The sequence below is a fragment of the Streptomyces sp. NPDC024017 genome (assembly GCF_040638895.1).
Taxonomy (GTDB): Bacteria; Actinomycetota; Actinomycetes; order Streptomycetales; family Streptomycetaceae; genus Streptomyces.
On the sequence record NZ_JBEZYZ010000025.1, the window covers coordinates 1 to 18,372 of the forward strand.

16 protein-coding genes and 1 rRNA gene are annotated in these 18,372 nt (G+C 73.0%); 13 read left to right on the top strand and 4 right to left on the bottom strand.

What is annotated here, in order from left to right; all coding sequences use genetic code 11:
• The first annotated feature begins 170 nt into the window (after window positions 1-170).
• The 3 genes from rrf (at window position 171) to AB0G20_RS38420 (ending at window position 2,484) form a co-directional block, all read left to right on the top strand.
• Window positions 171-287: ribosomal RNA gene (gene rrf, locus AB0G20_RS38410) — 5S ribosomal RNA — on the top strand.
• 233 nt (window positions 288-520) lie between these two features.
• A complete protein-coding gene (locus AB0G20_RS38415; protein WP_361311351.1) occupies window positions 521-1,756 on the top strand; it encodes a hypothetical protein in 1,236 nt (411 codons plus the stop codon).
• Window positions 1,693-2,484, top strand: coding sequence for a hypothetical protein (locus AB0G20_RS38420; RefSeq protein ID WP_361311353.1), 792 nt, complete (start codon window positions 1,693-1,695; stop codon window positions 2,482-2,484). Before AB0G20_RS38415 ends, AB0G20_RS38420 begins: the two co-directional genes overlap by 64 nt.
• A gap of 81 nt (window positions 2,485-2,565) precedes the next feature.
• Here the strand turns inward: AB0G20_RS38420 and AB0G20_RS38425 are convergent, their stop codons facing one another.
• On the bottom strand, window positions 2,566-3,858 hold the full coding sequence (locus AB0G20_RS38425) for a DUF1015 domain-containing protein (RefSeq protein WP_361311238.1): 1,293 nt from the start codon (window positions 3,856-3,858) through the stop codon (window positions 2,566-2,568).
• A gap of 72 nt (window positions 3,859-3,930) precedes the next feature.
• On the opposite strand from AB0G20_RS38425, the gene AB0G20_RS38430 reads away from it, so the two are divergent.
• The 4 genes from AB0G20_RS38430 to AB0G20_RS38445 all read left to right on the top strand — a co-directional run bounded on the left by AB0G20_RS38430 (window position 3,931) and on the right by AB0G20_RS38445 (window position 8,021).
• On the top strand, window positions 3,931-4,962 hold the full coding sequence (locus AB0G20_RS38430) for an HAD hydrolase-like protein (protein WP_361311241.1): 1,032 nt from the start codon (window positions 3,931-3,933) through the stop codon (window positions 4,960-4,962).
• 94 nt (window positions 4,963-5,056) lie between these two features.
• Complete coding sequence (locus tag AB0G20_RS38435; RefSeq protein ID WP_361311244.1) at window positions 5,057-6,100, top strand: iron chelate uptake ABC transporter family permease subunit; 1,044 nt, start codon at window positions 5,057-5,059, stop codon at window positions 6,098-6,100.
• The gene (locus AB0G20_RS38440; protein ID WP_361311247.1) at window positions 6,097-7,137 is read left to right on the top strand and encodes an iron chelate uptake ABC transporter family permease subunit; all 1,041 of its coding nucleotides are present in this window, start codon (window positions 6,097-6,099) and stop codon (window positions 7,135-7,137) included. The genes AB0G20_RS38435 and AB0G20_RS38440 overlap by 4 nt, the downstream gene beginning before the upstream one ends.
• Window positions 7,134-8,021, top strand: a complete 888-nt coding sequence (locus AB0G20_RS38445) for an ABC transporter ATP-binding protein (protein ID WP_361311250.1) — start codon at window positions 7,134-7,136, stop codon at window positions 8,019-8,021. Before AB0G20_RS38440 ends, AB0G20_RS38445 begins: the two co-directional genes overlap by 4 nt.
• Here the strand turns inward: AB0G20_RS38445 and AB0G20_RS38450 are convergent.
• Window positions 8,005-8,352: an SCP2 sterol-binding domain-containing protein gene (locus AB0G20_RS38450; protein ID WP_361311252.1), complete on the bottom strand. Its 348-nt coding sequence runs from the start codon at window positions 8,350-8,352 to the stop codon at window positions 8,005-8,007. The two genes, AB0G20_RS38445 and AB0G20_RS38450, sit on opposite strands and share 17 nt — an antisense overlap.
• A gap of 42 nt (window positions 8,353-8,394) precedes the next feature.
• Here AB0G20_RS38450 and AB0G20_RS38455 point away from each other — a divergent pair, with 42 nt between their 5' ends.
• The 5 genes from AB0G20_RS38455 to AB0G20_RS38475 all read left to right on the top strand — a co-directional run bounded on the left by AB0G20_RS38455 (window position 8,395) and on the right by AB0G20_RS38475 (window position 13,699).
• A complete protein-coding gene (locus AB0G20_RS38455; RefSeq protein WP_361311254.1) occupies window positions 8,395-8,673 on the top strand; it encodes a hypothetical protein in 279 nt (92 codons plus the stop codon).
• A 55-nt stretch (window positions 8,674-8,728) separates the two neighbouring features.
• Window positions 8,729-9,544 (top strand): TlyA family RNA methyltransferase, encoded by an 816-nt coding sequence (locus AB0G20_RS38460; protein ID WP_361311257.1) that lies wholly within the window; start codon window positions 8,729-8,731, stop codon window positions 9,542-9,544.
• Window positions 9,541-10,446: an NAD kinase gene (locus tag AB0G20_RS38465; RefSeq protein ID WP_329329676.1), complete on the top strand. Its 906-nt coding sequence runs from the start codon at window positions 9,541-9,543 to the stop codon at window positions 10,444-10,446. The genes AB0G20_RS38460 and AB0G20_RS38465 overlap by 4 nt, the downstream gene beginning before the upstream one ends.
• Window positions 10,447-10,626: 180 nt before the next feature.
• On the top strand, window positions 10,627-12,345 hold the full coding sequence (recN, locus tag AB0G20_RS38470) for a DNA repair protein RecN (RefSeq protein WP_361311356.1): 1,719 nt from the start codon (window positions 10,627-10,629) through the stop codon (window positions 12,343-12,345).
• Window positions 12,346-12,556: 211 nt separating this feature from the next.
• Entirely contained in the window at window positions 12,557-13,699 is a 1,143-nt protein-coding gene (locus tag AB0G20_RS38475; protein WP_361311260.1) for a glycosyltransferase family 4 protein, read from the top strand.
• A 39-nt stretch (window positions 13,700-13,738) separates the two neighbouring features.
• Here AB0G20_RS38475 and AB0G20_RS38480 read toward each other — a convergent pair whose 3' ends face one another.
• The gene (locus AB0G20_RS38480; RefSeq protein ID WP_361311263.1) at window positions 13,739-15,382 is read right to left on the bottom strand and encodes a PucR family transcriptional regulator; all 1,644 of its coding nucleotides are present in this window, start codon (window positions 15,380-15,382) and stop codon (window positions 13,739-13,741) included.
• A gap of 126 nt (window positions 15,383-15,508) precedes the next feature.
• Between AB0G20_RS38480 and AB0G20_RS38485 the strand changes: the two genes are divergently transcribed.
• Window positions 15,509-16,465, top strand: a complete 957-nt coding sequence (locus AB0G20_RS38485; RefSeq protein WP_361311266.1) for an LLM class F420-dependent oxidoreductase — start codon at window positions 15,509-15,511, stop codon at window positions 16,463-16,465.
• Window positions 16,466-16,486: 21 nt separating this feature from the next.
• Here AB0G20_RS38485 and AB0G20_RS38490 read toward each other — a convergent pair whose 3' ends face one another.
• Window positions 16,487-18,289, bottom strand: a complete 1,803-nt coding sequence (locus tag AB0G20_RS38490) for a glycoside hydrolase family 15 protein (RefSeq protein WP_248507673.1) — start codon at window positions 18,287-18,289, stop codon at window positions 16,487-16,489.
• Window positions 18,290-18,372 lie beyond the last annotated feature (83 nt).

The window sequence follows — 18,372 nt, forward strand, 5'->3', positions numbered from 1 at the left end:
GCCGGATATGGAAGCACGGTAACGTGTGGAGTTGACCGGTACTAATAGGCCGAGGGCTTGTCCTCAGTTGCTCGCGTCCACTGTGTTAGTTCTGAGACAACGAACAGTTGTCGGCTTTGAGCTGAACACACAATTGAAGAGTGTGCTTGTTCGCTCGAAACCATTAGGGTTTCGGTGGTTATAGCGTAGGGGAAACGCCCGGTTACATTTCGAACCCGGAAGCTAAGCCTTACAGCGCCGATGGTACTGCAGGGGGGACCCTGTGGGAGAGTAGGACGCCGCCGAACAATCTTTGGAAAGGACCCCTGGTCCCAGCGTTCAGCTGGGACCAGGGGTCCTTTTTGTTTTTGCACTGCGCGCCGGACACTCGGCTGCGCGAGAATGACTGCGGTACCTAAGACAGGAGTCACCATGTCCACCAACTCCCCCGAGGACCGACCGGAGCGCGACCAGCGGCGACGGGAAGGGGACCGGAGCGACCGGAACGACCGCGGCGGTCAGCGCGGGGGCCGCGGAGACCGTGGAGGCTTCCGCCGCGACAACGACCGTGGCGGCAACGACCGTGGGGGCTACGTCCGTCGTGAAGGCGACCGCGGCGATCGCGGCGATCGCCCCGACCGCGGAGAGCGTGGTGGTTTCCGTCGCGATGACAATCGTGGTGGTGGCTTCGGCCGGCGTGACGACCGTGACCGTGGACCGCGCAGGGATGATCGCGACCGCGGTGGGTTCCGGCGTGACGACCGAGGCGACCGTCCAGCCCCTCGGCGTGACGACCGGGACGACCGTGGCGAGCGTCGCGACGACCGGGACCGTGGTGGTTTCCGTCGCGATGACAACCGTGGTGGTGGCTACGGCCGGCGTGACGACCGTGATCGCGGACCGCGCAGGGATGATCGCGACCGCGGCGGTTTCCGTCGGGACGATCGAGGCGACCGTCCCGCCCCTAGGCGTGACGACCGAGGCGACCGTCCCGCCTTCCGTCGGGACGACCGAGGTGACCGTCCCGCTCCTCGGCGTGACGACCGAGGCGAGCGCCCTGCCTTCCGGCGCGATGACCGTCGGGACGACAGGCGTGACGACCGGCGTGATGACCGTCGTGGTGAACGGCGCGAAGGCGACCGGGGTGGGTTCCCCCGCCGCGACGACCGTGGCGGTTTCCGTCGCGACGACAACCGTGACCGTGGCTTCCGTGGTGACGACCGGGACCGCGGCTCCCGCAGCGACGATCGCGACCGGTCCAGGGACGGTGACCGCGGCTTCCGGCGTGACGACCGCGGTGGTTTCCGGGGCCGTGACGACCGCCGTGACGACAGGCGTGACGACAGGCGTGACGACCGCCGTGGTGACGACCGTGGGGAGCGTGGCGGTTTCCGGCGCGACGACGCCGGTCGCGGCGGGCGTCCCGGCTTCCGCCGCGAGGACGGCCCCCGCAGCGACCGTGGTGAGTTCCGGCGTGACGACAACCGAGGCGACCGAGGCGACCGTGGTGAGCGCGGCGACCGCGGCGGCTTCCGTGGCCGTGACGACCGTGGTGGACGCGGTCCCCGCAGGGACGACCGGGGCGACCGCGGCTACCGGCGTGACGGCGATCGGCGTGACGGCGACCGCGGCGGCTTCCGCGGCCGGGACGACCGGCGTGGCCCCGGCCGTTTCCGCGAGGAGCGGGAGCGGGACAGGGAGCCGATCAAGCGGCTGCCGATCCCCGAGGACGTCACGGGCGACGAGATCGACAAGGACGTACGGCAGGAGCTGCTGAGCCTGCCCAAGACGCTCGCGGACGACGTCGCCAGGAACCTGGTGATGGTCGCGCGGCTCCTCGACGAGGACCCCGAGGGCGCGTACGGCTACTCCAGGGTGGCGCTGCGACTGGCGTCGCGTGTCGCCGCCGTACGGGAGGCCGCAGGGTTCGCCGCGTACGCCAGCCAGAAGTACGGCGAGGCGCTGGCCGAGTTCCGGGCTGCCAAGCGGATGACCGGCAACATCGACCTGTGGCCGGTCATGGCCGACTGCGAGCGCGGGCTCGGGCGGCCGGAGAAGGCGCTGGACATGGCCGGGGCGCCCGAGGTGCACAAGCTCGACAAGGCCGGGCAGGTCGAGATGCGGCTCGTCGCGGCCGGCGCTCGGCGGGACTTGGGGCAGCTGGACGCGGCCATCGTGACGCTGCAGAGCCCGGAGCTGGCCTCCAACTCGGTGCAGCCGTGGACCGCGCGTCTGCGGTACGCCTACGCCGACGCGCTGCTCGCCGCCGGGCGGGAGAGCGAGGCGCGGGAGTGGTTCGCGAAGGCCGTCGAGGCCGACCGCGACGGCAGCACCGACGCCTCGGACCGGCTCGCCGAGCTCGACGGCGTGGAGTTCATGGACGCCCTCGTCGAGGTCGAGGACGAGGACGGCGAGGCCCCGACTCCGTCCACGCCGAAGGCGGACGAGGTCGCGGACGAGGACGAGGACGAGGCCGAGGTCGAGGACGAGAACGACAAGGACTGACGTCCATAGGAGAAGGGGCGGGATCCCGGCCGTGAGGCCTCGGGGTCCCGCCCCTTCTTCGTGTCGGCACTGCCGGTGCTGTCAGAGGTCCAGCGCCCGCAGCACCAGACCCGTGGCCGGTTTCGGGCCGAACGACGTCGACTTGCGGGGCATCGTCACGCCCTGGCGGGCCAGGTCGCGGACGACCTCCTCGCGGACCGGGTGCATCAGTACGGCCGTACCGCCGTCGCGTTCGGCCTTCTCGACCGTCGCGGCCGTGTCGTGGATGTACGCGATGTGGGCGGGGGAGTCCTCGGAGATGCGCCAGACGTGCTCGAGGAGCGTGGCGTGCAGGACCGTCGCGTCCAGGGTGCGCCAGGCTGCGGGGCGGTCGGCGGGGACCGTCCGGGCCAGCAGGTCCGGGTCCGGGTGGTCGACGAGGTGGAAGGCGCCGTCGCCGGCCAGCAGGAACGCGTTGCCGGCGCAGGCCGCGTCGGCCAGTGTGCCCAGCGCCTCGGACAGCGGGACTTCGAGGCGGCGCACGCGGAAGTGGCCGTCCAGGGCGGCCACGGCATCGCCGACCGGCAGGTCGTGCAGGAGGCGGTGGATGGCGCGGACCCGGAGGGGGTAGCGGGCCGTGTCGACGAGGAGGACCAGGCCGTGGTCCCACGGGCTGGGGGAGGGGTGCTCCGTGCGGAGGCGACGGTAGGTCGCCCAGCGGTGGTGGCCGTCGGCGATGAGGGCCTGGTGCCGGCCGAGGTCGGTCTGGATCGTGGCCAGGTCGTCGGGGGCGGTGACCGACCACAGGCGGTGGCGGAAGCCGTCCTCCGTGGTCGTGGCGAGGAGCGGAGGCCGGTCGGCGGTGCGCTCGATCAGGTCCGCGGTGGCGGTCGTCGTGCCGTTGCCGCGGTAGGTGAGCAGGAGGGGTTCGAGGTTGGCCGAGGTGGCGCGCATGAGGGCCGCGCGGTCGGCGACGATGTGCGGCATGACGTCCTCGTGCGGCAGCACCACCTGCTCGGCGGGGTCCGACACCCGCAGGGCGCCGATGATGCCGCGTTGCAGCATGCCGTTGCCGTCCTGCTGCTCGTAGACGTAGAGGCCGGGCTCCGGGTCGGTGGTCAGGATGCCCTCGGACAGCCAGCGGCGCAGGGTGTCGGCGGCCCGTTCGTTGCGGGCGCTGGGCGTGGCGGCCTGGGGCAGGATCAGGCGGACGATGTTGTACGGGTCGGAGGATTCGAGGTGGTGCAGGCCGTCGGGGCGCACCACGACGTCGTACGGCGGAGATGTGACGGCGGCAAGGCTGCCGACCCGGTCGGGGTCGTAACGAAGGCCTCGGAACGGGGTGAGTTCCAGGCCTCGGTGCGTCGTTGCCTCCGAGTGACCTGCTGTGTTCATCCCGGCATCGTACGGCTGTCGGTGGCATGGGGGATGATCGGGGGAAAGCCGTCGAACGAGGAGCGATGCGGGATGAGCCGGAGCGTCAGGACGAGGCCCGAGGCCAGTGGGCAGGCCCTGAGCGAGGCGTACGACACGGCTCTGCTCGATCTGGACGGTGTCGTGTACGCGGGCGGGAGCGCGATCGCGCACGCGGTCGAGTCGCTGGCCCGGGCCCGGGAGGGCGGTATGCACCTGGCGTACGTGACGAACAACGCGCTGCGGACCCCGGACACCGTGGCCGGGCATCTGACGGAGCTGGGGATACCGACGGGTGCGGACGATGTGATCACCTCGGCGCAGGCGGTCGCGCGGCTGATCAGCGAGCAGGTGCCGCAGGGCGCCCGGGTGCTGGTGATCGGCGGTGAGGGGCTGCGGGTCGCGCTGCGCGAACGCGGGCTGGTGCCCGTGGAGTCGGCGGACGACGATCCGGCGGCGGTGGTGCAGGGGTTCGGCGGGCCCGATCTGCCGTGGGGCCGGTTCGCCGAGGCTTCCTACGCGGTGGCGCGGGGCGTGCCGTGGTTCGCGTCCAACACCGACCTGACGATTCCGAGCGGGCGCGGGATCGCGCCGGGCAACGGAGCCGCGGTGGAGGTCGTCCGGATCGCCACGGGTGCCGAACCGCAGGTCGCCGGCAAGCCGCTGCCCCCGATGCACCGGGAGACCATCCTGCGCACCGGCGCCAAGCGGCCGCTGGTGGTCGGGGACCGGCTGGACACGGACATCGAGGGCGCGTTCAACGGGGAGGTCGACTCGCTGCTCGTCCTCACCGGTGTCACCGACGGCGCCCAGTTGCTGGCCGCGCCGCCGCAGCACCGGCCGACGTTCGTGGACGCCGATCTGCGCGGGATGCTCGGCGGTCAGCCGGAGGTCGTCGCCGCGGGCGAGGGCGGGTTCCGGTGCGGAGGCTGGACGGCGACGGCCGGTGCCGACCGGCTGGAGCTGGAGGGCGACGGCGAGGCGCTGGACGGGCTGCGCGCGCTGTGCGCCGTGGCGTGGACCACCGCCGGTGAGGGCGTGTGCGAGCTGGACGGGGGGAAGGCGCTGGCACGGCTGGGTCTCTGAGCTCCCGTCAGTGCCCGTCACGCAGCCGGGCACCTCGCGGCGGCGCCGGGCATCCGAATCTTGCTCGAATGCGAGGGTAGGCTAACCTAACTGCGTGTTGGTCGAGAGTCCCCCCGAACAGCGCGCGGAGATCACCCCCGCGCCCCCGAGCCGACGGGCGGTGCGAGCCTTCGGGCTGCTTCTGTCCGTGGCGATCCTGGTGCTCGTCGCGCTGGCGAGTATCGCGATCGGAGCGAAAGAGCTGTCCCTCGGACAGGTCTGGCACGGCTTGTTCGAGGACTCGGGGACCTACGGGGACGTCGTCGTCGCGGAGCGGCTGTCGCGGACCCTGCTCGGCCTGCTCGCCGGCGCCGCTCTAGGCCTGGCCGGGGCGGTCCTGCAGGCCCTCACGCGCAATCCGCTGGCCGACCCGGGACTGCTCGGCATCAACGCGGGTGCGTCCGCCGCGGTCGTCACGGCCATCACGTACTTCGGGGTCACCTCGCTCAGCGGCTACGTCTGGTTCGCGTTCTTCGGCGCGGCCGCGGTCGGGGCGCTGGTCTGGTTCCTCGGCGGCAGCCGGGGCGCGACCCCGGTGCGGCTCGCGCTGGCCGGTACGGCGATCAGTGCCGCGCTGTACGGCTACCTCCAGGCCGTGATGATCATGGACGAGGCGGCGCTCGGCAAGATGCGCTTCTGGACGGTCGGTTCGCTGTCCTCTGCGACCGACTCGACCATCACGCAGGTCCTGCCGTTCCTGCTGACCGGTACGGTCCTCGCGCTCGCCCTGGCCCGGCCGCTCAACGCGATGGCCATGGGCGACGACACCGCCAAGGCCCTCGGCGCAAACCTCAACCGCACCCGGGCGCTGTCCATGCTGGCCGCGACCGTGCTGTGCGGGGCCGCGACCGCCGCCTGTGGGCCGATCGTGTTCGTCGGGCTGATGGTGCCGCACGTCGTGCGTTCCTTCACCGGGCCCGACCTGCGCTGGATCCTGCCGTACGCGGCGATCCTGTCGCCCGTGCTGCTGCTCGGCGCCGATGTCATCGGCCGGATCGTGGCCCGGCCCTCGGAACTCCAGGTGGGCATCGTCACCGCGATCCTCGGCGGTCCGGTGTTCATCTTTCTCGTACGACGGCGGAGGACGGCGCAGCTGTGAAGACCACCAACCGTGCCGTGCGGACCCCGGGCGGGCTCTCGATACGCCTGGACGTGCGGGCCGTCACCGTAGTGCTCCTGCTGCTCGTCGCGGCGCTCGCGGCGAGTGTCGTCCTCATCGGCACCGGCGACTTCCCTATCCCGGCCGCCGACGTGCTGCGGACGCTGGCCGGCGACGGCAACCCGGGCCAGGAGTTCATCGTCAACGAGTTGAGGCTGCCGCGGGTCCTGGTCGGGCTGCTGGTCGGCGCCTCGCTCGGACTCGGCGGCGCGCTGTTCCAGGCCATCTCCCGCAACCCGCTGGGCAGTCCGGACGTGCTGGGCCTCGGGCAGGGGGCGACGGCCGGCGCGCTCGTGGTGATCGTGCTGACCTCCGGCACCGCCAACCAGGTCGCCGTCGGGGCGCTGGTGGGCGGGCTGGTGACCGGGCTCGCCATCTACGTGCTCGCCTGGAAGCGGGGTGTGCACGGCTACCGGCTGGTCCTGGTCGGTATCGGCGTCTCCGCGATCGTCACGGCGGTCAACGGCTATCTGCTCACCAAGTCCGACATCGTGGACGCGGCCCGTGCGGTCGTGTGGATGACCGGGTCCCTCGACGGGCGGGACTGGGACCAGGTGTGGCCGCTGCTCGCGCTGACCGCCGTGCTGGTGCCGCTCATCCTCGTCAACGCGCGCGGGCTGCGGATGATGGAGATGGGCGACGACGTGTCGTACGCCCTCGGGGTGCGGGTCGAGCGCGTACGGCTGCTGCTCATGGTGGCGGCGGTGCTGCTCACCGCGTCCGCCACCGCCGCGGCCGGCCCCGTCAGCTTCGTCGCCCTCACCGCACCGCAGCTGGCCCGGCGCCTGACCCGCTCGCCCGGGCCGAACCTGCTGCCCTCGCTGTGCATGGGCGCCGCCCTCCTGGTCGTCGCCGACTGGGTCTCGCAGCGGGCGTTCGGCGCCGAGCAGCTGCCCGTGGGCGTGGTCACCGGCGTGCTCGGCGGGGTCTACCTGCTGTGGCTGCTGGTCAGCGAGCGCAGGGCGGGCCGGATATGAGCACCGGTGCACAGAAGAGCACCAGCAGCGGACTGAACAATCAAGGGAGCACCGTGAACCGCCTGTCCGCCGAGAACGTCACCCTCGCCTACGACCAGCGGGTCATCGCGCAGCAGTTGTCGGTGGAGATACCCGACAACTCCTTCACCGTGATCGTGGGCCCCAACGCGTGCGGCAAGTCGACACTGCTGCGGGCGCTTTCGCGGATGCTCAAGCCGAGCGAGGGCCGGGTGCTGCTCGACGGGCACGTCATCCAGTCGATGCCCGCGAAGAAGGTCGCGCGGACCCTCGGCCTGCTGCCCCAGTCGTCCATCGCGCCCGACGGCATCACGGTCGCCGACCTGGTCGGCCGCGGCCGCTACCCGCACCAGGGCATCCTGCGCCAGTGGTCGGCCGAGGACGAGCGGATCGTCCAGGAGTCCATGCGGCAGACGGGCGTCGCCGAACTCGGCGACCGCTACGTCGACGAGCTCTCGGGCGGCCAGCGCCAGCGCGTGTGGATCGCCATGGCGCTCGCCCAGCAGACGCCGCTGCTCCTCCTCGACGAGCCGACGACATTCCTGGACATCCAGCACCAGATCGACGTCCTGGACCTGTGCGCGGAGCTGCACGAGGAACAGGGGCGCACGCTCGTCGCCGTGCTGCACGACCTGAACCACGCCGCCCGCTACGCCACCCATCTCATCGCCCTGCGCGAGGGCCGGGTCATCGCCGAGGGTGCGCCGAAGGACATCGTCACGGCCGGACTCGTCGAGGAGGTCTTCGGGCTGCGCTGCCAGGTCATCGACGACCCGGAGACGGGCACGCCGCTGGTCGTGCCGGCGGCGCGCAAGGCCCGCCTCGAGAACGCGGGCGGGAAGGTCGCGGCTACAGAAGCTTCCTGAGCTGGAGCAGGTCCCGCACACCCGCGTTCAGCTTCACCCGGCCGGAGCCCCAGGCCTTGGCGAAGTTCAGCTCGCCGCCGACCAGTGCGACCAGGTCGTCGCCGGTCATGGCGAGTCTGATCTCCGCCTTGCCGGGCGGCGGTCCCTGCACGGTGTCGTGCACCTCGATCCGCCCGCCGCGCATCCGGCCGACGAAGGTGACGTCCAGGTCCGTGATGTGGCAGCTCACCGAGCGGTCCAGGGCCGCGGCCGCGCGGACGTCCCCTTCGGCGCGCTGCATGCTGTCCGAGAGCTTGTCGAGTGCGCTGCGGCACTCCTCGATCGTGGCCATCGCGGTCGACGGTACCGCAGCGGTTCGCGGTAGCGTCGGGGCATGGACGACGCAGTTCCCGAGACCCCGCCGGCGGCGGAGGAAGAGCCGGCGTACGACCCCGCCGCTCCCGCCCCCCTGAACGTGCCCCGCACGCCCACCGGCGACGCCGGTGTGGACGCGGCCCTGGGCCGCCTCGGCGACGCGGACCACCTCGCCACGGACGGGCATGTCGAGGTGTACGAGGATGTACACCGGGGGCTGCGCGACGCGCTCACCGCGCTCGACGCCCGCCCGGGACCTCCGGCTCCCGCCCGTCACCCGACCACCACCCCTCAATGAGACCCTTCGGGTCGCCCCCTTTGATCGCCGTACGGACCTAGGAGCTGAACCGAACGTGGCAGGAGTCGCACGCCGCCGTCTGGACGCGGAGCTGGTCCGCCGCAAGCTCGCGCGCTCGCGCGAGCATGCCGCGCAGCTGATCGCCGCAGGGCGGGTCTCCGTCGGCAAGACCGTCGCGACCAAACCCGCCACGCAGGTGGAGACCGCGGCCGCGATCGTGGTGGCCCAGGACGACAGCGACCCCGACTACGTCTCGCGCGGCGGCCACAAGCTGGCCGGGGCGCTCGCGGTGTTCGGTCCGCAGGGGCTGGCCGTCGAGGGGCGCAGGGCGCTCGACGCGGGCGCGTCCACCGGCGGTTTCACCGACGTCCTGCTGCGGGCGGGCGCCGCCCATGTCGTCGCCGTGGACGTCGGATACGGACAACTCGCGTGGTCCCTCCAGAAGGATGAACGCGTCACCGTCAAGGACCGTACGAACGTACGCGAGTTGACGCTTGAAGCGATCGATGGGGAGTCAGTGGATCTTGTCGTGGGGGATCTGTCCTTCATCCCGCTCGGGCTGGTCCTGCCCGCTCTGGTGCGGTGCGTGAAGCCGGACGCCGACCTGGTGATGATGGTCAAGCCGCAGTTCGAGGTGGGGAAGGAGCGGCTGGGCAGCGGGGGAGTGGTGCGCAGCACCCAGCTGCGGGCCGAGGCGGTACGGGGGGTGGCCGAGAAGGCCTGGGGGCTGGGGCTCGGGGTGAAGGGCGTGACGGCCAGTCCGCTGCCCGGGCCGTCGGGGAATGTCGAATACTTTCTGTGGCTGCGGTCCGGGGCACCGGAACTGGACCCGGCCGAAGCAGACCGTGCAGTGGCGGAGGGGCCGCGTTGACCGAGAACCGAGCTCGTACTGTTTTCCTGCTCGCCCACACCGGGCGGCCCGCGGCCGTGCGCAGTGCCGAGCTCGTGGTGAAGGGGCTGCTGCGCTCCGGTCTGGGCGTGCGCGTCCTGGAGGCCGAGGCCCGCGACCTGCCGCTGCCGGCGGAGGTGGAGCTGGTCAAGGAGGCCACTCCGCAGTGCCTCGACGGGTGTGAGCTGCTCATCGTGCTGGGCGGCGACGGCACGCTGCTGCGCGGCGCCGAGTTCGCGCGGGCGTCGGGTGTGCCGATGCTCGGCGTCAACCTCGGGCGCGTCGGGTTCCTCGCGGAGGCCGAGCGGGACGACCTCGACAAGGTTGTCGACCGGGTGGTGACCAAGGCGTACGAGGTCGAGGAGCGGATGACCGTCGACGTCGTGGTGCACCGCAACGGGGACATCGTGCACACGGACTGGGCGCTGAACGAGGCGGCCGTGCAGAAGGTGTCCGCCGAGCGGATGCTGGAGGTCGTCCTGGAGATCGACGGGCGGCCGGTGACGGGGTTCGGCTGTGACGGGATCGTGTGCGCGACGCCCACGGGGTCGACGGCGTACGCCTTCTCGGCAGGCGGGCCGGTGGTGTGGCCGGAGGTCGAGGCGCTGCTGATGGTGCCGATCTCCGCGCACGCGTTGTTCGCGAAGCCGTTGGTGACATCGCCGGATTCTGTGTTGGCTGTGGAGGTTCTGCCCCACATTCCGCCGGGCGTGCTGTGGTGTGACGGGCGGCGGACCGTGGAGTTGCCGCCGGGGGCGAGGGTGGAGGTGCGGCGGGGTGCCGTGCCGGTTCGGCTGGCCCGGCTGCACCATGCGTCCTTCACGGACCGGCTGGTGGCCAAGTTCGCGCTGCCGGTTTCGGGGTGGCGGGGCGCCCCTCATTAGGGTGGCTGCTCGTCGTCGGCGGGTGCGGGGCTCCTGTGGCTGGTCGCGCCCGCGCGGCGGAGCCGCACATCGATACAGCCCCGCGCCCCCGATGGGCGCCACCACTCGCGTGGGTGACAGGGGTGGGCCGGTCGCACTTCGTGGCCCGGACCTCGTAAGGTCGTGTCCGTGTTGGAGGAGATGCGGATACGGTCGCTGGGCGTGATCGACGATGCCGTCGTCGAGCTGTCGCCCGGGTTCACCGCGGTCACCGGTGAGACGGGTGCGGGCAAGACCATGGTGGTCACCAGCCTGGGGTTGCTGCTGGGCGGGCGGGCCGACCCGGCGCTCGTGCGGATCGGGGCCGGCAAGGCCGTCGTGGAGGGGCGGATCACCGTCCCCCGGGATGCCACGGCCGCGGTACGCGCCGAGGAGGCCGGGGCCGAGCTCGACGACGGGGCCCTGCTGATCAGCCGTACCGTTTCCGCCGAGGGGCGCTCGCGGGCGCACCTGGGCGGGCGCAGCGTGCCCGTGGGGGTGCTGGCCGAGCTCGCCGACGAGCTGGTGGCCGTGCACGGGCAGACCGACCAGCAGGGGCTGCTCAAGCTGTCCCGGCAGCGGCAGGCGCTCGACCGGTACGCGGGCGACGCGGTCGCCGGGCCGCTGGCCAAGTACGGCGAGGCGTACAAGCGGCTGCGGGCCGTCTCCGCCGAGCTCGACGAGATCACCACCCGGGCGCGTGAACGGGCCCAGGAGGCCGACCTGCTGCGCTTCGGGCTCGACGAGATCGCCGCCGTCGAACCCCGCGCCGGTGAGGACGTGGAGCTGGCCGCGGAGGCCGAGCGGCTCGGGCACGCCGAGGCGCTGGCATCGGCCGCGGCGGCCGCGCACGCCGCTCTCGCGGACAACCCCGAGGACCCGGAGGGCGTCGACGCCGGGACGCTCGTCGCGGGCGCACAGCGGGCCCTGGACGCCGTACGGTCGCACGACCCGGCGCTGGCCGCGCTCGCCGACCGCATCGGGGAGATCGGGATCCTGCTGCGCGACGCGGCGGGCGACCTGGCCGGGTACGCCGACGACCTGGACGCCGATCCGCTGCGGCTGGCGGCCGTCGAGGAGCGGCGGGCCGCGCTCACCGGGCTGACGCGCAAGTACGGCGAGGACATCGCCACCGTGCTGGCCTGGGCCGAGCAGAGTGCCGCCCGGCTGACCGAACTCGACGGCGACGACGAGCGGATCGGGGAGCTGACCGCCGAGCGGGACGCCCTGCGGTCCGAACTGGGCGGGCTGGCGCAGGCGTTGACGGACGCCCGGACGGAGGCCGCCGAGCGGTTCGCCGCGGCTGTCACTGCCGAGCTGGCCTCGCTCGCCATGCCGCACGCGCGCGTGTCGTTCGACATCCGGCAGACCGAGGACCCGGAGGGCGTCGAGGTCGGCGGCCGCCCGGTGGCCTACGGTCCCGCGGGCGCCGACGAGGTCGAGCTGCTGCTCGCCCCGCACCCGGGCGCGCCGCCCCGGCCGATCGCCAAGGGCGCGTCCGGCGGTGAGCTGTCGCGGGTGATGCTGGCCGTGGAGGTCGTGTTCGCGGGGACCGACCCGGTGCCGACGTACCTCTTCGACGAGGTCGACGCCGGGGTCGGAGGCAAGGCGGCGGTCGAGATCGGCCGGCGGCTCGCACGACTGGCGAAGACCGCGCAGGTCGTGGTCGTGACGCATCTGCCCCAGGTGGCCGCCTTCGCCGACCGGCAGCTGCTGGTCGAGAAGACCAACGACGGGTCCGTGACCCGCTCCGGCGTCAAGGTCCTCGAAGGGGAGGACCGGGTCCGGGAGCTGTCCCGCATGCTCGCCGGCCAGGAGGACTCCGAGACGGCCCGGGCGCACGCGGAGGAGCTGCTCGCGGCGGCTCGGGCGGACGGCTAGACCGAAGCGGCGTACCCGGCAGTGGTGCGCCAAGGCCGGGCGGGTCGCCCGATTTCACTCGTGTGGGTGACCCGGCCCGGCGCATTCCCCCGAGGCCGCGCCCCGTTGTCGCGCCGCAGGAGTTCGGGCGTTCCCGGAACCCCCGTATGTCCTGGCATCCTTGGCGGAGTACGCGTCGTGACCGCCCGACCCGAACCAGGAGCCCGGCCACGTGACCCCCGTGAGCAGCCACTCACCGCATGGCCAGTTGCCGCTGCGCACCGTGCAGGTGCTGGGCGGAGGCAACGCCGCCAGCAGTGCGCATGTGCGCTCGCTGGCCGCGGGGCTCGTCGCGCGGGGCGTGAAAGTCACGGTGTGCGCCCCCTATGAGGCCGATCGCGCCTATGACTTCAGTGGTGTCGGGGCCGACCATGTGCACGTGCCGCGCAGCAGCGACCCGGTGTCCGTGGCGGCCCTGCGGGCTGCCTGCGCCCATGCCGATCTCGTGCACGCGCACGGGCTGCACGCCTCGTTTCGCACCGTGCTCGCTCTCAGCGGGCGGCGCGTGAGTACTCCGCTGGTCGTGACGTGGCACGACCGGGCGCACGCCGACGGTGCGCGGGCCCACATGCTGCGGGTGCTGGAGCGAAGGGTCGTGAAGGCGGCCACCGTGGTGCTGGGGACGACCTCGGCGCTCGTGGACCGGGCACGGCTCACCGGCGCGCGGGACGCACGGCTCGCGGCCGTCGCGCTGCCCGGCCCCCGCAGGCCCCTCGAACCCGACGATCCCGACCGGCTGCGGCCCAAGGTCCGCGCCGAACTCGGCGCCATCGGACGGCCGTTGCTGATGGCCGTCGGCTCCCTGGACCGCCACCGCGGATACGACGTGCTGCTGGACGCCGCGCGCGCCTGGCGCCGGCTCGATCCCGTGCCCCTGGTCGTGATCGCCGGGGAGGGGCCGCTGCGCGGTGAACTCCAGGGGCGCATCGAGCAGGAGGGGCTGCCGGTCCGGCTCATCGGACGACGCGACGACATCACCGACCTCCTCGCCGCCGCCGACCTCGCCCTGCTGCCGAGCCGCTGGGAGGCGCGCTCCGTCCTCGCCCAGGAAGCCCTCCACGCGCGCGTGCCGCTCGTCGCGACGGATGTCGGCGGCATCCCCGAACTCGTCGGCGACGCGGCCGAACTCGTCCCGTACGGGGACGCGAAGGCCCTCGCCGACTCCGTCGTACGGCTGCTCGGCGACCAGGACCGCCGGGAGGCGCTGACGGCCAAGGGCGCCCGGCAGGCGGCCACCTGGCCGACCGAGGACGAGACGGTCGCCCAAGTGCTCAGCGTGTACGACGAGTTGACCCAGCCCCGACCCCTCACCTAGGGCCTGTCGTTTGGATCATGCCGGCGTCGCGGGCCGCTCCTACGGCACGTGTCTGCGGGCCCGCAGGGCCAGGCTCAGGGCCAGGACCGTCTGCGGGTCGTCGAGGTCCGTGCCCAGCAACTCCCCGATGCGGCCCAGGCGGTTGTACAGGGTCTGCCGGTTGAGGTGGAGCTCCCGGGCCGTCTCCGCCTTGCGCCCCGCGTGGGCGAGGTAGGTCGCCAGCGTGGGCAGCAGCGGCGGCCGGGAGCGGCGGTCGTGCTCCAGGAGCGGGCCGAGGGCACGGTCGACGAAGGCCGCCAGGTCCGGGTGGTCGCGCAGCCGCCACAGCAGCAGGTCGATGTCGAGGCGGCGGGCGTCGTACCAGGGCCGGTCCGGCAGGCCCTGGGCCGCCGAGGCCGTCTCCGCCGCGTGCCGCAGGCCCGAGGCCGCCGCCGTCCAGCCGCCGGCCATCCCCACGACCACCACGGGCGGCTGCCCGCCCGGCCGCGGCATCCCGGCCCGGTTCACACCGGCCCGCAGGGCCGCCGCGACCCGGTCCGCGACCGCCGCCCGCTCCGACTCCGCACGCAGCCCGAGCAGCACCAGCACCCGCCCTTCCACCGGCCGCACCCCGAGCAGCACCGGCACACCCACCGACGCCAGCTCCTCCGAGATCGCCCGGGCCGGCACGGCCCAGCCGCCGCCCGGGGACAAGGTGTCCCCGAGCCGCATCACCACCGGCAGCAGCGGGCCCTCGCCCGGCCGGAAGCCCAGTACGCGCGCCTGCGCCGGGGCGTCCTCGGCCGTGACCCGGCCCTCGGCGAGGTCGGTGAGGAAGTCGCCGCGCCCACGTGCCGCCAGCTCCTCCTCCTGACGGGCCTGCATCAGCACCACGGCCAGGATGCCCGCAGCCCGCTCCGCCGCCATCCGGTGCACCGGCGCCAGGGGAGTCCGCACGGGCAGCAGGGCCAGACGCGCCCGGACGCCCCCGCTGCCGGGCCCGCCGCCCGGCACGTCCACCAGGAGCGACCCCGCGAGCGGCGGCTCGTCCTTGTGCTGGCCGCGCAGCCCCTCCCACACCTGGAGCGGGTCCGCGCCCTCGGGACCGGCCCCTGCCGCGTACAGCAACTGCCCGTCCGCCGTCTCCAGGAACACCGGGTTCCCGGCGAAGTCGGCCAGGATGCCGAGCACTTGGGGCACACCGCCGCCGCCCAGCACGGCCTGCGTGCACCGCCGGTGCACCTCCTCGGCCCGCTGGAGCAGGGCGTAGTGGCCGTTGACGATCTCGGTGTGGACCTCCTCCGTGACCGTGACGAACGGCACCTCGCGGTGCAGTTGGACGAGCGGCAGGCCGGCCGCGCGTGCGGTGTCGACGAGGGCCGCGGGCAGCCGGGTGAAGCGCGGGCCGAGCTCCACGACCAGGGCCGCGATGCCGCGCTCGGCCAGGGTGCGCACGAACGCCCGCTGCTCGGCGGGGCGGGTGCCGAGACCGTAGCCCGTGGTCAGCAGCAGTTCGCCACCCTTGAGCAGGGAGGCGATGTGCGGCACCTCGCCGGCGTGCACCCAGCGCACGGTCCGCCCGAGCCGCTCCGCGCCCGCCAGCACCTCGGGCAGCCCGCTGCGCAGCCCCGGCAGCTCCAGCGCCCGCTGCACGGTGATGCCGGCGCCCTGGGTGTCGTAACCGCTGTCCGTCGCGCTGTCCATGTGCCGGACGCTACCCGCGCGGGTGCCGTGCGGACATCTCCGGAAGGGCACCGGGACGATCACCGCCCGGATCCCGCCGTGGATCTCCCCGGATTACGGCGTGATCGACCGGGTACGGGCGCCGTCATGGACATGAGCGTGGTTGCGGTGGGGCGGGAGGACGACAGTCCGGTCGAGGAGCCGTTGCGGGTCGCAGAGCTCGCCGACCGGCTCGGGTACCGGGAGGTGTGGGCGGGCGAAGGACCGACGTGGGACTCGTTCGTCCTGGCGGCCGCGATCGGTGCGGCCACCGAGCAGGTGGCGCTGACCGCCGGACCCGTGCCGGTGTCGGTGCGCGACCCGCTCACCATCGTCCGGGGCGCCGCCTGTACCGCGGCCGTCACCGGCCGGCCCGTCGGCGTGGCCCTGGGGACCTCCAGCAAGCGCGTCGTCGAGGGCGTGCACGGCCGGCCGCGCACCCGGCCCGCCGCCGCCCTCGCGGAGTCGGCGGCGGCCGTGCAGGCGCTGATGCACAGTGCGCCCGGCGAGCCGATCGTGCCCGGCAGCGGTTTCCGCCGCCGGCTGCCGCCGCCCGGGGGCATGGTCACCGTCGCCGCGTTCGGGGAGCGGGCGGTCGCGGCGGCCGTGGCGCACGCCGACCGGATGCTGCTCGACCTCGTCTCGCCCGAGCAGGTCCGCATGCTGCGGGCCCGGATGCTCGCGGCCGCCGAGAAGGCGGGCCGTACACCGCCGCGGCTGGCCGCCTGGCTGCCCGCCGCCGTGGACCCGGAGCCGGAGTCGCTCACCCAGGTCCTGCGCAGCGTCGTCGGCTACCTCGCCGTGCCGGGCTACTGCGACATGTTCGTCGAAGCGGGGTTCGCCGAGGTCGTCGAGCTGGCCGCCAAGGGCGCCGACCCGGACACCCTGCTGCGGGCCCTGCCGCCCGAGGCCGCCGGCACGGTCGCCCTCGTCGGCGACACCGACACCGTCCGCGCCCGCATCGCCGCCTACGCCGAGGCCGGACTCGACGAGATCGCCCTGGTCCCGGCCACGGCCGCAGATCCCGCGGGGGAGCGCACGCTCACGGCCCTCAGGCCGCAGTGACACCCCCGCGGGACGCCCCGCTCAGCCGCCGTACGCGCCCGAAGCCGTCAGACGCAGAGCCGTGTCGATGAGCGGCACATGGCTGAACGCCTGCGGGAAGTTGCCCACCTGACGCTGCAGGCGCGGGTCCCACTCCTCGGCCAGCAGACCGAGGTCGTTGCGCAGGGACAGCAGCTTCTCGAACAGCTTGCGGGCCTCGTCCACGCGGCCGATCATCGCCAGATCGTCGGCCATCCAGAACGAGCAGGCCAGGAACGCGCCCTCGTCGCCGGGCAGACCGTCGACGTTCTCGTCGCCGCTGGTGGTCGGGTAGCGCAGGATGAAGCCGTCCGACGTGGACAGCTCACGCTGGATCGCCTCGATCGTGCCGATGACGCGCTTGTCGTCCGGCGGAAGGAAGCCCATCTGCGGGATCAGCAGCAGGGAGGCGTCCAGCTCCTTCGAGCCGTACGACTGCGTGAAGGTGTTGCGCTCCTTGTCGTAGCCCTTCTCGCACACGTCCCGGTGGATGTCGTCGCGCAGCTCCCGCCAGCGCTCCAGCGGGCCGTCCGCGTCGCCGGACTCGATGAGCTTGATCGTGCGGTCGACGGCGACCCAGGCCATCACCTTGGAGTGCACGAAGTGGCGGCGCGGGCCGCGCACCTCCCAGATGCCCTCGTCCGGCTCCTGCCAGTGGTCCTCCAGGTACCGGATCAGCTTCAGCTGGAGCAGCGAGGCGTAGTCGTTGCGCGCCAGGCCCGTCATGTGGGCCAGGTGCAGGGCCTCGGTGACCTCGCCGTACACGTCCAGCTGGAGCTGATGGGCCGCGCCGTTGCCGACCCGGACCGGGCCGGAGTTCTCGTAGCCCGGCAGCCAGTCCAGCTCCGCCTCGCCCAGCTCGCGCTCGCCGGCGATGCCGTACATGATCTGCAGGTTCTCCGGGTCGCCGGCCACCGCGCGCAGCAGCCACTCGCGCCAGGCGCGGGCCTCCTCGCGGTAGCCGGTGCGCAGCAGCGAGGACAGCGTGATCGCCGCGTCGCGCAGCCAGGTGTAGCGGTAGTCCCAGTTGCGGACGCCGCCGATGTCCTCCGGCAGCGAGGTGGTCGGCGCGGCGACGATGCCGCCGGTCGGGCCGTACGTCAGGGCCTTCAGCGTGATCAGCGAGCGGACCACGGCCTCCCGGTACGGGCCGTGATACGTACAGTGGTCGACCCACTCGCGCCAGAAGTCCTCCGTCGCCTCCAGCGACTGCTCCGGCTCGGGCAGCGGCGGCGGCTCCTTGTGCGAGGGCTCCCAGGAGATCGTGAACGCGATCCGGTCACCCGGCGCGACCGTGAAGTCCGCGTACGTCGTCAGCGACTTGCCGTACGTCTCCGCGGATGTGTCGAACCACACGGAGTCGGGACCCGCGACGGCCACCGTGCGCCCCTCGTGCTTGTGCACCCACGGCACCACCCGCCCGTAGGAGAACCGCATCCGCAGCGCCGAGCGCATCGGCACCCGGCCCGAGACGCCCTCCACGATCCGGATCAGCTGCGGAGCGCCGTCACGCGGCGGCATGAAGTCCGTCACCCGGACCGTGCCCCGCTGGGTGTCCCACTCCGACTCCAGGATCAGCGAGTCGCCCCGGTAGCTGCGCCGCGCGGCGGTGGGGGGCTGCTGGTCGGAGGCGTACGCGGGGCCGAGCCGCCAGAAGCCGTGCTCCTCGGTGCCCAGCAGGCCGGCGAAGATGGCGTGCGAGTCGAAGCGGGGCAGGCACAGCCAGTCGACTGTGCCGTCCCGGCAGACCAGTGCGGCGGTCTGCATGTCTCCGATGAGTGCGTAATCTTCGATGCGCCCGGCCACGTGCAACTCCAGTCGAACGGCCACGTCACCCCGCGAGGGGCTGTCGCTAGTGCGGTCAAGGGGTTTCAGCAGGTCTTGCAATG

Bases quoted from the DNA above. Each gene is read 5' to 3' on its own strand.
- recN (WP_361311356.1), top strand. From the start codon at position 10,627: ATGCGGATACGGTCGCTGGGCGTGATCGACGATGCCGTCGTCGAGCTG.
- AB0G20_RS38450 (WP_361311252.1), bottom strand. From the start codon at position 8,352: ATGGCCACGATCGAGGAGTGCCGCAGCGCACTCGACAAGCTCTCGGAC.
- AB0G20_RS38480 (WP_361311263.1), bottom strand. From the start codon at position 15,382: ATGGACAGCGCGACGGACAGCGGTTACGACACCCAGGGCGCCGGCATC.
- AB0G20_RS38485 (WP_361311266.1), top strand. From the start codon at position 15,509: ATGGACATGAGCGTGGTTGCGGTGGGGCGGGAGGACGACAGTCCGGTC.
- AB0G20_RS38430 (WP_361311241.1), top strand. From the start codon at position 3,931: ATGAGCCGGAGCGTCAGGACGAGGCCCGAGGCCAGTGGGCAGGCCCTG.
- AB0G20_RS38425 (WP_361311238.1), bottom strand. From the start codon at position 3,858: ATGAACACAGCAGGTCACTCGGAGGCAACGACGCACCGAGGCCTGGAA.
- AB0G20_RS38445 (WP_361311250.1), top strand. From the start codon at position 7,134: ATGAGCACCGGTGCACAGAAGAGCACCAGCAGCGGACTGAACAATCAA.
- AB0G20_RS38455 (WP_361311254.1), top strand. From the start codon at position 8,395: ATGGACGACGCAGTTCCCGAGACCCCGCCGGCGGCGGAGGAAGAGCCG.